Origin of the sequence: Micromonospora parva (genome assembly GCF_040649675.1) — a bacterium.
Classification (GTDB): domain Bacteria; phylum Actinomycetota; class Actinomycetes; order Mycobacteriales; family Micromonosporaceae; genus Micromonospora; species Micromonospora parva.
The window spans coordinates 364248-378297 of the sequence record NZ_JBEZFX010000009.1; the positions used below are offsets into that span (position 1 = coordinate 364248).

Annotated in this window: 9 protein-coding genes and 2 tRNA genes; 3 read left to right on the top strand and 8 right to left on the bottom strand. The window is 71.1% G+C overall.

Translation table 11 applies throughout. The features are described from left to right. The first annotated feature begins 88 nt into the window (after positions 1-88). Entirely contained in the window at positions 89-3871 is a 3783-nt protein-coding gene (locus tag AB0C03_RS24065; protein ID WP_357638912.1) for a S8 family serine peptidase, read from the top strand. A 117-nt stretch (positions 3872-3988) separates the two neighbouring features. On the opposite strand, the gene AB0C03_RS24070 is transcribed toward AB0C03_RS24065, so the two are convergent. The 6 genes from AB0C03_RS24070 to AB0C03_RS24095 form a co-directional block, all read right to left on the bottom strand. Then, positions 3989-4065: transfer RNA gene (locus AB0C03_RS24070), tRNA-Met, on the bottom strand. A gap of 136 nt (positions 4066-4201) precedes the next feature. After that, positions 4202-4275 (bottom strand) — tRNA-Met (locus AB0C03_RS24075). A gap of 83 nt (positions 4276-4358) precedes the next feature. Next, positions 4359-5303 carry a hypothetical protein gene (locus AB0C03_RS24080; protein ID WP_030336614.1) on the bottom strand — a complete coding sequence of 315 codons (945 nt, stop codon included), beginning with the start codon at positions 5301-5303 and terminating at the stop codon, positions 4359-4361. Continuing rightward, positions 5293-5802, bottom strand: coding sequence for a SigE family RNA polymerase sigma factor (locus AB0C03_RS24085; protein WP_030336612.1), 510 nt, complete (start codon positions 5800-5802; stop codon positions 5293-5295). The genes AB0C03_RS24080 and AB0C03_RS24085 overlap by 11 nt, the downstream gene beginning before the upstream one ends. A gap of 186 nt (positions 5803-5988) precedes the next feature. Next, positions 5989-8973 carry a UPF0182 family membrane protein gene (locus AB0C03_RS24090; protein ID WP_081884046.1) on the bottom strand — a complete coding sequence of 995 codons (2985 nt, stop codon included), beginning with the start codon at positions 8971-8973 and terminating at the stop codon, positions 5989-5991. Between the two features lie 96 nt (positions 8974-9069). Beyond that, positions 9070-10083, bottom strand: coding sequence for a YlbL family protein (locus AB0C03_RS24095; RefSeq protein WP_030336608.1), 1014 nt, complete (start codon positions 10081-10083; stop codon positions 9070-9072). 184 nt (positions 10084-10267) lie between these two features. Between AB0C03_RS24095 and AB0C03_RS24100 the strand changes: the two genes are divergently transcribed. Continuing rightward, positions 10268-11560 carry a zinc-dependent metalloprotease gene (locus AB0C03_RS24100; protein ID WP_357638934.1) on the top strand — a complete coding sequence of 431 codons (1293 nt, stop codon included), beginning with the start codon at positions 10268-10270 and terminating at the stop codon, positions 11558-11560. Positions 11561-11747: 187 nt separating this feature from the next. Here AB0C03_RS24100 and AB0C03_RS24105 read toward each other — a convergent pair whose 3' ends face one another. Beyond that, entirely contained in the window at positions 11748-12356 is a 609-nt protein-coding gene (locus AB0C03_RS24105) for a hypothetical protein (protein WP_357638914.1), read from the bottom strand. 338 nt (positions 12357-12694) lie between these two features. Then, entirely contained in the window at positions 12695-13225 is a 531-nt protein-coding gene (locus AB0C03_RS24110; protein WP_030337586.1) for a M48 metallopeptidase family protein, read from the bottom strand. Between the two features lie 513 nt (positions 13226-13738). On the opposite strand from AB0C03_RS24110, the gene AB0C03_RS24115 reads away from it, so the two are divergent. Further along, complete coding sequence (locus tag AB0C03_RS24115) at positions 13739-13909, top strand: DUF5679 domain-containing protein (RefSeq protein WP_167457767.1); 171 nt, start codon at positions 13739-13741, stop codon at positions 13907-13909. Positions 13910-14050 lie beyond the last annotated feature (141 nt).

The window sequence follows — 14050 nt, forward strand, 5'->3', positions numbered from 1 at the left end:
CGCTCCGGCCGGCGCGCAACGTGTTCGCAACGCCCCGGCAAAGATGATGATCTTTACATGAATGTCTTGAGGTGATCGGATTCGCCTCATGGTCAACTCTGTAGACAGTGCGCGGATCTCTCGCACCCGAAGATCTGCGGCGGCAGCGGTCGGCGTCACCCTCGTCGCCGCTCTCCTCACCCCCACCGCGGCGCACGGCGCCCCGCCGCCCCCACCGGCACCGCCCACGAAACCCGCTCCGAGCGGTGCCGCGGACCGCACCCCCGTCACGGTCACGCTGATCACCGGCGACCGGGTGACGGTGACCCCGGGCCGGCCCGGGGCGACTCCCTCGGTGGACGTCAAGCGCGCGCCCGGCGCCACCGGCTCCGTACGCATCTCCACCGAGGGCCGGGACACCTACGTCTACCCGGACGAGGCGGTGCCCTACCTCGCCACCGGCCGGCTCGACAAGCAGCTGTTCGACGTCACCCAGCTCATCGCCCAGGGCTACGACGACGCGCGGAGCGCCGAACTCCCCCTGATCGTCACCCGTACGACGGGGTCGGCGAAGCTCAGGACCGCGACCACGCTGCCGGGCACGCAGACCACGCAGCAGCTTCCCTCCGTCCGGGGTGAGGCGATCCGCACCCGCCGGTCACAGGCCGCGGACTTCTGGTCGGCCCTCACCGACGGGCGGTCACCGACCGCCCGCAGCGCTGCCACCCCGGCACCCTCCTTCACCGCCGGCATCGACAAGGTGTGGCTCGACGGCAAGGCGACGGCCAGCCTGGCCGACACCACCGCCCAGGTCGGCGCTCCGGCGGCGTGGGCCGCGGGTGGCACCGGCGACGGGGTCCGCGTCGCCGTCCTGGACAGCGGGGTGGACACCACCCACCCGGACCTGGCCGACCGGGTGGTGGCCTCCCGGAGCTTCATCCCCGGCCAGGACGTGATCGACCGGAACGGGCACGGCACCCACACCGCCTCCACAGTGGCCGGGACGGGCGCAGCCTCCGGCGGCCGGGAACGGGGGGTGGCACCCGACGCCGACCTGGTGATCGGCAAGGTCCTCGACGAGTACGGCAGCGGATCCATCTCGGGGATCATCGCGGGCATGGAGTGGGCGGCGCGGGCCGAGCACGCCAAAGTGATCAACATGAGCCTCGGCGTGAGCGCCTGGCACACCCAGGACGACCCGCTGAGCCAGGCCGTCAACCAGCTGACCGCCGAGACGGGTGCGCTCTTCGTCGTGGCCGCCGGCAACAGCGGACCAGATCCGTACACCCTCGGTGCCCCAGGCACCGCGGACGCCGCGCTGACCATCGGCGCGGTGGACACCTCCGACCACCTGGCCGGCTTCTCCAGCGTCGGGCCCCGGATGAACGACGAGGCACTCAAGCCCGACATGACCGCTCCCGGGGTGGACGTGCTGGCGGCCCGCTCGCAGCACATCTCCTGGGGTGAGGGCTACTACTACGTCGACAGCGGCACCTCGATGGCGGCGCCCCACGTCGCCGGGGCGGCCGCGCTGCTGGCCCAGAAGCACCCGACCTGGAGTGCGCGGCAGATCAAGGACGCGCTGATGAGCACCAGCGTCCGCACGCCCGACTACGACGCCTACCAGGCCGGCAGCGGTCGGTTGAACGTCGCCGCCGCCTACCACCAGGACCAGGTCATCGCGACCGGGTCGGTGGACGCCGGACTCGTCGGGTGGTCGCCGGGCAGCACCCCACAGCCGATCAGGCGGACCATCACCTACACCAACACCACGGACAGCCCGATCACTCTGACGCTCTCCGTCGACCAGGGCGCCTCCCCCGCGCGGACGTTCACGGCGACCGCCGAGCGCCTCACGGTGCCCGCCCGGGCGAGCGCGACCGCCGACGTCGTGGTGGCCCCGGCCGGTCTCCCCGCCGGCAGGTACTCCGCCCAGGTCACGGCCCGGTTCGCGGCCGGCGAGGTGCACACTGCCGTCGGGCTCGCCGTGGAGTCCGAGAAGCACGACCTCACCATCCACCTGAAGGACCGCGCCGGGCGACCCATGAGCGGTGAGGTCGAGGTCGTCAACGCCGACACCGGTTCGGCCTTCATGTGGGTGCCGGACGGAAAGCTCACCGCCCGCCTCGCGCCCGGCTCGTACACCGTCGTCGCGGCGGCGGACGTGGAAGGTCTGCACGGGCCCCGCTCCCTCGGGCTCGCGATGCTGACCGCTCCCGAGGTCGACCTGAGTACCGATCGGGTGGTGGAACTCGACGCCGCGCGGGCCCGCCAGGTGAAGGTGGCGACAGCCCAGCCGACCGCCGTCGTCAACAGCCGCATCGACGTCTACCGCTCCTTCACCGAGAGCGAACCGACACCCACCGACTGGAACGCCCTGCGCGAGACGTTCTGGCCGGGTGCCGGCTACGACAGCCTGTGGGCCCTGCCGACCGGGAACAAGGTGCGCAAGGGCAGCTTCGTCTTCACCACCCGGATCCGCGCCGAGCAGACGCCGCTGGCCATCAGCTACCCCGGCCAGCAGCTCAACGACCCGCTCGCGCAGCCCGGTTCCCCGCCGCTGCCCGACGGCACCACGCGCCTGGACGCCGTCTTCGCGGGTGCCGGCGGCACCGCCGACTACGCCGGCCTCGCCGCCCGCGGCAAGGCCGTGGTCGTGCGCGGCAACGAATCGGTGACCCCCACGGATCAGGCGGCGGCGGCGCACACCGCCGGCGCGGCCATGCTCGTCGTGGTCAACGACCGCGCGGGCCGCAAGAGCGACTGGTACGGCAACCCCGACGCCGTGACGACCGGACCGATCCCGGTGGCCTCGGTGACCATGGACGAGGGCGAGGCGTTGATCCAGAAGATCGGCGCTGCCGGCCGCAAGCCGCTCCGGCTGGTCGTCGTCGCCCACCCCAGGGCCACGTACCTGTACGACCTGGTGGACTACCACCGTGGCGCGGTGCCGAAGGACCCGTCGGCCAAGACCGACCCGGGCAACCTCGCCCGGATCGATCTCACCTTCTCCCCGCCCCCGGGCAAGCAGTCCAGCGAGACGCGGGTGGACTTCCCACCGTACGAGTACGCGGCGGCACGCCCGTTCCCGTTCGAACCGGTCGCGCCGGGGCCGCGTACCGACTGGGTCTCCGCGGGTGGCGGCGTCACGTGGATGCAGTACGCCGACGTCGCCGACTGGGCACGGTCCAACACGGAGGCCATCGCCTACCGGCCGGGCAGCGTGCAGAAGGACCGCTGGTTCGGGCCCATCACCCGACCACGGCTACTCAGCACCGAGATCCCGTTCCGGGGCGAGACCGCCATGAGCGCCTACATCCAGGGGTTCGGCGACGCGGGTGCCGCACACAGTGGCGGGGCCAGCATGTCGCAGATCGCCACGTTCTATCAGGGCGACAAACAGCTGACCCAGTTCAACGGCTGGCCGGAGGTCGGCGCGGGTGACCTGTCGCCGGAGAAGCTGCCGTACCGACTGGTCGTCGAGACCACGGGCAACCCCGAGTTCAGCCCGTACTCGACCGCCACGCACACCGAATGGAGCTTCGTCTCCGGCGGCAGCACGCAGGTGCAGGCCATCCCGTTGGTCCAACTGGACTACGGAACGGACGTGGACCTCGCGGGTCGGACGAAGCGCCGAACGGACCTCACGGTCAGCCCCGTGGTGGTGGGCAGCACCGCGGCCCGGGACGCCGTGTCGTCGCTCCGACTGGAGATCTCGTACGACGACGGGGCGACCTGGCGGCGGCAGGACCTGCGGGAGAAAAAGGGCGCCTGGCAGGCGTCCTTGAACGCGCCGCAGCGGGCCGACTTCGTGTCGATCCGGGTCACCGCCACGCAGCGCAACGGCGGCGGCGTCACCCAGACCGTCACCCGGGCCTTCGGCCTGCGGTAGCACCCGCCGGGGCCGGTGCCTGCACGGTGCCGGCCCCTCCCGGGAACGCTCGGGTCACAGCGGCACCAAACAAGTCCGGCCCCCACAGTGTGGGGGCCGGACTCATATCACTTTCAGTGGTAGCGGGGACAGGATTTGAACCTGCGACCTCTGGGTTATGAGCCCAGCGAGCTACCGAGCTGCTCCACCCCGCGTCGACTGGTTAAGACTATCCCATCCGTCCCAGTCATGATCAGTGGGGGTCACCAACCGCCGCGGCCCGGCACCCCCGCAACGTCGAAGCCCGCCCCCGGTGACCCGGAGGCGGGCTTCGAACTGCTGTTTCTCTCGTAGCGGGGACAGGATTTGAACCTGCGACCTCTGGGTTATGAGCCCAGCGAGCTACCGAGCTGCTCCACCCCGCGTCGGCTCGCTAACCGTAGCGCACCACCCCCGGGCCCCGCAAAACGACATCCGAATCCGCCGGCTGGCGGCCGGCACACCCCGGTCAGCCGAGCCACCTCCGAATGGCGGTGACCGCGCGTCGACCGTCCGCGTCGACCTGCGCCCGCTGGCTGGAGGTGCCCTCCCAGCCCTGCTCCCAGAGGATGGTCACCACGTCGCCGACCCGGATCGCCCGGACCAACCGAACGTCCTGCACACCGGTCGGGTCGCCGTTGACGTCCTGACCCGCGCTACGCATCTCGAACAGCACCGACTCGTCGCCGAACCCGCTGTCCGGGAGCAGCCGCTGTCGGCTCCGCACCGCCGTGTCGCCGCCCGGCAGCTTCTGCTCGGGGCAGTCCCGCACCGCCTGCCGCAACTCGTCCAGCACGTCGTCGGCGCGCCCGGCCCGGTAGATCGTGATCGAGTGCGTGTAGGTGCCGTCCGGGACGTACCCCTTGGGGGTCTGCGGCAGCTTGTAGATCAGCAGCCGGGTGCGGCGGTCCACGACCGCCTCGCTCCCGATGTCCGCGCCGCACAGGCCCGGCAGCACGGCCTCGTCGCGAAACTGCGGCGCGGTGCCGGTCTGGTTGGCCGACGGAACCGCGAAGAACGCCCGGTCCGGGATGCTCGTCGGCGTCCTGGGCGGCTGCGTGCCGGTACCACCCGGAGCCGTCGACGTGCCCGGGGAGCGGCCGGGGGTCGTCGGCGAGACGGGCGGCGATGACGGAGCGCCGGTCACGCTCGCGGACGGCGACGCCGACGGCGTCGGCGTCGGCGTCGGCGTCGGCGTGCCGGCCGGTACGGCTACGGACGTCGGCGGCCGGGTGACCACCTGGGCACCGATCACCGCGCCCACCACCACCAGCGCCACGGCCAGGGTTCCCCCGGCCGCACGGAACCGGGCCCGACGGTCCGTGTGGTGCCGCAGCACCTCGGGAACGCCCAGATCGGCGGCGTCAGCGTCGGCGGCGAGGGACCGGTACAGCTCGGACAGTTCACGCGACATCGGTGGCCTCCAATTCCACGACAGCCAGATCGGGCAACAACGCGGCGAGCCGGGCCCGGCCGCGGGACAGCCACGACTTCACCGTGCCGACGGGCACGTCGATCTCGTGGGCGATCTCCTCGACCGGCATGTCGAACAGGTAGTGCAGCGCCAACGCCCTCCGGTGGGTCGCCGGCACCTGACGCAGCGCCTGGACCAGCAGCACGCTGTCCTCGTTGGGCGGCGACACCGTCGGCGGTGGCCCGGCCAACCGCAACGCGCCCCGCAGACTGCGCAGCCGCCGCCAGCGATCGGTCGCCAGCCGGGACACCACCAGTCGCAGCCACGCCTCCGGCGCCGGATGCGACGACAGCCGCCCCCACTGCCGCCAGGCCCGGGCGTAGGCCTCCTGCACCAGGTCCTGCGCCTCGGTGTGATCGCCGATCACCGCATAGCCGTACCGCATCATCCGCCGTGCGGTGCTGCGGTAGAAGTCATCGAAGCTCTGCGCATCTCTCACCACTGCTCCCCCTCATCCACCCCGTTGCAAATGAGGACGACGGGCCGGTGCCGCAGGTTGCGGCACGTCCGCGCCTGTCAGCGAGGTGACAGGCGGGCACGGCTCCGGACGCGGCGGAGCCCTCGCCGTCCGGACCGGTGCGGTCCGACGACGAGGGCTCCGAGACGTACGTGCGGGCGTGCCGGGTCAGCCGCCGGCACTCGGGCTGGCACCAGACCCACCAGCTGCCTGCTGTGCCTGCTGGAACGCGGTGAGCGCCTCGTCGAGGGCCTTCAGCGCCCGCCCGTACCGCTCGAAGTCGCCCGACGCCTGCGCGGCCCGGACCTCGGTGATCGCGGTCTGCACCCGGTCCGCGGCGGCGGCCAGGTCACCGGCCGGCGGTGGGGTGCCCGCGCTCGGGGTCGGCGTCGGCGCCGCCGTCCCCGAAGGAGTCGGCGTCGGGGTCGGTGTCGTCGGGTTGCCCCCGGTCGTCGGCGGCGGCGACGTGCCCTGCCCGGCCTTCTTACCCTGCTCGACCAACTGCTTGATGCCGTCGTTGATGTTGTCGGCGAGCGCCACGAACGAGCCGCCGTCACCGTACGAGAGCAGCACCTTCTGCAACAGCGGGTACGCGTCCTGCTGGTTGCTCTTCACGTAGACCGGCTCGACGTAGAGCATCCCGTCGGCGAAGGGCAGCGAGAGCAGGTTGCCGTACTGCACCTGCGCCTGATTGCTGGAGAGCAGGTTCAGCTGCTGACGGATGTTCGCGTTGTTCGTCATCTGCTGGTGCACCTGCACCGGGCCGGAGATCCGGGTCTGATCCGGCAACTCCAGCACCTCCAACCGGGGCTGCCCGTCGACGTACGACCCGGAGATCAGCGCGGCGAGGTTCTGCCGGCCGTTCGGGGTGACCGCGGAGGTGAGCTGGAACCGGGGGCTCTCCTGCCCCGGGAACTGGGTGAAGAGGTAGTACGGCGGCTGCTTCTGACCGCTGTCCGGGGCGTCCGGCACGTTGGGCACCTGCCAGAAGTCCTGTGCGGAGTAGAAGTCACCCGGGTTGGTCACGTGGAACTTGGTGAGCAGGTTGCGCTGCACCTTGAACATGTCCGCCGGGTAGCGCAGGTGCTCACTCAGCTCGACCGGGATCTCCGCCTTCGGCAGCACCAGGTCACCGCCGAACGCCTTGTTCCACGCCTTCAGCACCGGGTCGGTGTCGTCGTACTCGTAGAGCTTCACCGTGCCGTCGTACGCGTCGACAGTGGCCTTCACCGAGTTACGCATGTAGTTGACGTCCTCCCGGGCCAGCTGGAAGGTGCCCCGGTTGGTCAACTCGTCGGTGGTCTCGGTCTGGAGGTTGACCTTCTCCGCGTACGGGTAGGAGGCCGCCGTGGTGTAGCCGTCGACGATCCACTGCACCCGACCGTCGACCACCGCCGGGTACGGGTCGCCGTCCAGGGTGAGGAACGGCGCGACCTTCTCCACCCGGTCGCGCGGGTTACGCACGTACAGCAGCTTGGAGTCCTTGTTGACCGCCTCCGAGAGCAGGAAGTTCGACTCCTGCTCCTTGATGGCGTACAGCAGTCGCCGGGTGAAGGAGCCGATCTCCACGCCGCCCTCACCGGTGTAGGTGTAGGACTCGCCGCCGCCCTCACCGACCGGCCGGTCGAACTCGGCCTTCTTGTTCGGGTCGGACTGCCCGACGATGGCGTAGTCGTCGGCCTCCATCCGCTCGCCGTAGTAGATGCGCGGCTGCTTGGCCGGGATCTGCTCGGTCTGCGAGGAACACGCCTCCTGGGTCTTCTCGCCCAGGAAGCCGGAGACGAAGAACGGCTGACCACCGCAGACCACCTGGTTGGCCGGTGCGGCCACCAGCCCGTACCCGTGGGTGTAGACGGTGTGCCGGTTGATCCAGGTGTTCTGCTGGTCGGTCAGCTCGCCATAGTTGATCTCCCGGACGCCGACCACGTAATCGGAGACATTCCCGTTCACCCCGTACCGGTCGATGTCCAGCTTTGGACCGAAGTCGTAGAAGCCACGCACCTGCTGGAGCTGGGTGTACGTCTCGCTGACCAGCTGCGGGTCGAGCAGCCGCACGTTCGACACCACCGAGGTGTCGGTGGCCAGGTTCCCCGGTGGGGTGAGGTTGTTCGCCGCGTACGGGGTCGTCTCGGTGGCCGCCAACCCGAACGCCGCCCGCGTCGCGTCGATGCTGCGCTGGATGTACGGCGCTTCCTTGTCCTTGGCGCTCGGCTTGACCTCGAAGGTCTGCACCGCCCAGGGGTAGATGCCGCCGATGGCCACCGCGGACACGCCGAGCAGCGCCAACGAGATGCCCGGCCAGACCAGGTTCCGCATCCAGGCGTTGGAGAACACGATGATCGCGATCGCCACCACGATCGAGATGTAGGCGAGGATCTCCTTCGCCGGCAGCAGCGCGTTGACGTCGGCGTAGCCGGCGCCGTACAACTTGGCGCCCTCGTTGTACTCCAGCAGCATCGCCCGCCGGTCCAGCACGTACGCGACGGCCTTCAACAACACGAACACCGCGACCAGGGAACTCAGGTGGGCGCGGGCCGCGTTGCTCATCCGGTCACCGACGCCCTGCAGGCGGACACCGCCGAAGAGGTAGTGCACCGCCAGCGCGCCGATCACGGCCAGCACCACAGCGGTGAAGGCGACCCCGAGCAGGTACCGCCAGAACGGCAGTTGGAACACGTAGAAGCCGATGTCGACCCCGAACTCCGGGTCCTTGACGCCGAAGTCACCGCCGTTGCGGAAGAGCAGCCACTGGTTCCACCGGTTCTGCGCCGAGAGGCCGGCGAAGAGCCCGACCACCGCGGCGGTCAGCGAGATCCAGGTGCCCAGCCGCGGCGTGAGCACCATCCGGTAGCGCTCCAGAGTCGCCTGCTCCACCGAGTGCGGGCGCAGTCGCGGGCGCAGCCGGTAGGCCAGCCACAGGTTGCCGCCGACGATCACCGCCATGCCGAGGCCGATGGCGAGGAACAGCACCAGCCGGGTGAGCAGGACGCCGGTGAAGACCTGGGTGTAGTTGACCTCGTCGAACCAGAGCCAGTCGGTCCACGCCTGCACACCCCAGCCGAGCAGGGTGAAGAGCACGAACACCCCGACCAGGACGGCGATCGTGACGCGCCCGCGCCGGCTCATCCTCGGAAGGGGGCTGCTGCTACGCATGACCACTGTTGGCTCCGCACGCTCGATATGATCGGCTCCGACCAGGCACCCAGAGTACGGGGTGTTCCTGAGCGTGTCGGGGCACGGTCACACCCGTCAGCAACGCGTCGGCTGACCACCCGCTCGCAACGTCTCCAGAGCGGTCATCGCCTCGTCCAACGAGCCCACCCGCAACAGCGGCAGATCGGGCTGCGGATTGCGGACCGCCTCGGCACAGTTGTCCGCCGGCACCAGGAAGACCTTGGCCCCGGCGCGCTTGGCGCCGACCAGCTTCTGGGCGATACCGCCGATCGGGCCGACGGCGCCCTCGTCGTCGATGGTGCCGGTGCCCGCGATGACCTGACCGCCGGTCAGGTCGGCCGGGGTCAGCTTGTCCACGATCCCCAGGGCGAACATCAGACCGGCGCTCGGCCCACCGATGTCGCCCAGGTCGATGCCGAGCGTGAACGGATGCGGCTGCTGCTGATCGATCTCCACACCGATCCGCGGTCGGCCGTCCTGCTCCTGACTGGTCACCGTCGCGGTGGCCGGCACCCCGTCACGGGTGTAGCCGATGGTCAACGCCGTGCCCGCCGGCTTCGCCCGGACCAGCTCGGTGACCTTCGCGGCCACCGGCACCGGCTGGCCGTCGACCGAGGTGATCAGGTCGCCCGCCTTCAACGCCCCGGCCGCCGGGCCGTCCCCGGCCACCGTCTTGATCACCACCTGCACCGGAAAGCCCAACTTCCGCAGCGCGGCGGTCTCCGCGCTGGTCTGTGACGCCTTGAAGTCCTCGGCGTTGCGCTGCTCGACCTGCTCCGTCGACTCCCCCGGCGGGTAGACCAGCTCGCGCGGCACCACCGCCTCGTCGTCGGAGAACCAGCCAGCGATCGCCCCCCGCAACCGCACAGTGGGCTGCACCCCCACCGTGGTCAGCCGCAACTGGCCGGCCGAGGTCGAGGTCTCCCGACCCGAGACCTGGATGACCTCCTTACCGTCGGCCGTCCCGAGGGTGTTGACGGTCGGACCCGGGCCCAGCACCACGTACGGAATCGGCACCCGGAGCACCCCGATGCTCAGCAGGGCGGTGAACAGGGCACCGAGCAGGACCGTCAGGCCACGACGTCTCATGCCGCAGAGCGTACCGACCGGGCACGGGTCACCCGGCGGATGCGCCGCGCGACTTCGCCCTCAGCGCAACGCCAGCGACGGCGACCTGGGGCGCGGTCCGCGTACCGTAGATGTCGTGCCTGATATTCCGTTCGGTTTCGCGCTCCCGGGTGGGCAGCCACCAGACCCCAACGATCCCGCGCAGATGCAGCAGTTCATGTCGCAGTTGCAGCACCTGCTCTCCGCGCCGGGCAGCGGGCCGGTCAACTGGGACCTGGCCCGGCAGGTTGCGGCCAGCCAGCTCGCGGCCGCCGGTGACCCGGCGGTGTCGATGTACGAACGCAACGCGGTCGAGGAGGCGCTGCGCCTGGCCGACCTGTGGTTGGAGCCCGCCTCGGCGTGGCCCTCCGGCATCCAGAACCCCGTTGCGTGGAACCGCAACGAGTGGATCTTCAAGACGCTGGACGTGTGGCGCAAACTGTGCGACCCCGTCGCCAGCCGGATGGTCGGCGCGATGGGCGACCTGGTGCCACCGGAGGCGCGCGCCCAGCTCGGCCCGATGCAGTCGATGGTGGCCTCCCTCGGTGGCGCGCTCTTCGGCGGCCAGTTGGGCCAGGCCCTCGGTTCGCTCGCCGCGGAGGTGCTCTCCGCCGGCGACATCGGGCTCCCGCTCGGCCCGGCCGGCACGGCCGCGCTGATCCCGGCCAACATCCGGGCGTACGGCGAGGGCCTGGAGCTGCCCGAGGACGAGGTCCGCCTCTACGTGGCGCTGCGCGAGGCCGCCCACCAGCGGCTGTTCCAGCACGTCCCGTGGCTGCGTGGGCACGTGCTCAGCGCGGTCGAGATGTACGCCTCGGGCATCCGGGTCAACCGGGAGGCGATCGAGGAGGCGATGGGTCGGGTCGACCCGACCGACCCCGAGTCGATGCAGGCGATCGCCCTGGAGGGCATCTTCACCCCGGAGGACACCCCGGCGCAGAAGGCCTCACTGGCCCGCCTGGAAACCGCGCTCGCCCTGGTCGAGGGGTGGGTGTGCCACGTCGTCGACAGCGCCGCCAGCGACCGGCTGCCCAACGTCGTCCGGTTGGGCGAGGCGTTCCGCCGTCGTCGGGCCGCCGGCGGTCCCGCCGAGCAGACCTTCGCCGCGCTGGTCGGCCTGGAGCTGCGTCCCCGCCGGCTGCGCGAGGCCGCGGCGCTCTGGGCGGCGCTCACCCAGCACCGTGGCATCGAGGGCCGCGACGCGGTCTGGGGCCACCCGGACCTGCTCCCGTCGGACGACGACTTCGCCGACCCGGTCGCCTTCGCGATGAACGACATGGACCTCAGCGAGCTGGACAACTTCGACTTCACCGCCCCCGGCGGGGTTGAGGAGAAGGCCCCCGGTCAGCCGGGTCAGCCCGGTCCCTCGGGTCAGTCCGGCCCGTCGGGTCAGTCCGGCCCGTCGGGTCAGTCCGGTCCGTCGGACGAGACCGACGGCGAGGGTGACGCCAAGTCCTGACGTCCGCGCATTGATGGCCGATGCCCGGGGTTCCCGCCTGATCGACAGCGGGTGCCCCGGGCGCGTGTTCGGCACGTCAACGGAGCAGGCCGGATCGCGGAGCAGGCCGGATCGCGGAGCAGGCCGGATCGCGGAGCAGGCCGGATCGCGGAGCAGGCCGGATCGCGGAGCAGGCCGGGCTGACGGTTCAGGCGGGTCGGGCCGACCCGGAGAGCAGGGCACGGGTCGCTTCCCAACCCTCGAAGGCCGGGTCCAGCGTGGCCAGGTCGGCCGGGCCCCGCAGTCGTCGCCACCCGGCGGTGACCGCCACGTCACCCGGGCGCGGGGCATTGGCGCGCGCCTCGGCCGGCGTCGCCGTGTCCAGCTCCAGCGTCGGCAGCCATTCCGGCGCCGGCAGTCGTGACGCGACCCCGAGCAGACCAGGGCCGCCGCCCTCGACCGGAGCCACCGCGACCGGTCGGGTGGTGAGTGGGCGCAGCAGCTTGCCGACGGTCAGGGCGGGCAGGTCAGGCACGTCGCTGACCAGCACCGCCGCCTGGTCGTACCCCTCCAGCGCGGCGAACACGGCGTTCGGCGTCGGCTCGGCAACCTCGTACACGGCCGTGCCGGGCCACACCAGCGCGTCGGCCAGAGCCCGGTCGGCCGGGGTCACCGCTACCGCGACCTCCACCTCGTTGAGCGTGGCCAGCAGGTCGATGACGTCCTCCGCGAGAGCCGCCCGCCATTCCGCCAGGTCAACGCCCGGCGGCGACCAGTGCACCGGCCCGAGTAACGCCACCACCACCCGTCGCGCCATCCCCCGACCCTAGCGCCCCACCCCCGTACCGCCACCCCACCCGGCCCGGCCCACCCCACCCGGCCTGGCCCACCCGACCCGACCCGGCCCGACCCACCCAGCGCGGCGCGGCCCGGCCCACCCGGCCCGGCCCACCCGGCACGGCCCACCCGGCGCGGCCTGGCGGCATGATCGACTCGGTTTCATTGAAGTCGCGGTGTCCCAGGGCCATCAATAGCGCGATATTCAGGAACGCGAGTGGATCTAGGCTGATCGCGCCTCAGATGGTGTCCGGCGCGGCACCCGACGGGGCCTGGTGCGCCGGAACCCACGCGCCCCGGGGGTTGGGAGGGTGTGGATCAGGTGGGGAGCGGTGCGCAGGAGGCGGCGGCGACCCCTTCGAGGTAGCCGCGGGCGCGTTCCGCCTTGGGATAGCGACCGACCAGCGCCCAGAACCGGGCGTTGTGGCTGGGCACGATGAGGTGCGCCAACTCGTGGAGCAACACGTAGTCGATCACCCACTCGGGCATCTCCTGGACGCGGTGCGAGATGCGGATGCTGCGGTCCGCCGGGGTGCAGGAACCCCACCGGCCGTTCTGGTTGGTGACCCACCGGACGCTGGCCGGGACCGCTTTCGCGGGGTACTCGGCGAGATAGAGGTCGATGAGCCGGTTGGCGCGGGCCAGCAGCTCGGCGTCGGAGCGGGCCAGTCGCCCCTCACGCGCGGCGAGTCGGGCGAGCATCCGGTCGACCCACTCGCTCTCCTCGGCGCGGGAGAACTGGTCGGGGATGAGGACGACCACTCGCTCACCGTCACGGTACGCGGACACCGTGCGTCGTCGACGCTGGCTGCGCCGCACCTCGACGACAGGCTTGCGCGTCCCCGCCATCACTGGCCCGCGCAGCCTCGGCTACGTGTCACGAAGGAAAGCTAATGCCCACTGACCAGGGGTCCGCAAGAGTCAACCGCACGACACGCGCCCAGAAAATGGTGATTGGTCGCCAGGCGTCCCGAAAATTTCTTGACGGATGCGCCATCGCGCCATCTCGTCACCCTTCGTGAACGCCGATGACGCGGGGACGCGGCATGTCCCCACCGTAGGTGATCACTGTCCCGGATGCCCCTGCGGGGGCACTCGCACGGGTGGCTGTCAGGGTTTGGTCGGCGTGTCCCCGCCAAACTGACTTATCCGACCTATTTCGCCATGCACACTCTCGACGTCGACTTGCTCACAGTGTCGATGCACAGCTGACATGGAACTGCCCAGACCTGGGTAGGGTCCGCGAACCAGCGGTCACGAAGGTGGCCGCGGAGTGAGACCCAGCGCCGGCGCCCCGTGTGGCCCGCCGCCGGGCACCCCGCCGGAACGGCATTGACCGGCGGACGAGACGAGGAGGGCACCGTGGCCGACCAGGCCCAGACGACCTACAACGGTTACTGCGTGAAGTGCAAGGAGAAGCGGGACTTCGAGGGGCACGTCGAGGTCTCGAAGACCGGAATGAACATGGCCAAGGGCAAGTGTCCGGTATGCGGAACAACAGTGAACCGCATCCTGGGCAAGGCCAAGGTCTGACCCGAACGGGGTGAACGGGGGTGGGGGGGGGGGGGGGCCCCCCCCCCCCCCCGCCGCGCCGCGGCCCCCCCCCCCCCCCGGCGGGGGGGCCCAGGCGGGTTGCTGTACACACAGCGAGCGGGCTGGGGTAAAACCCCCCCC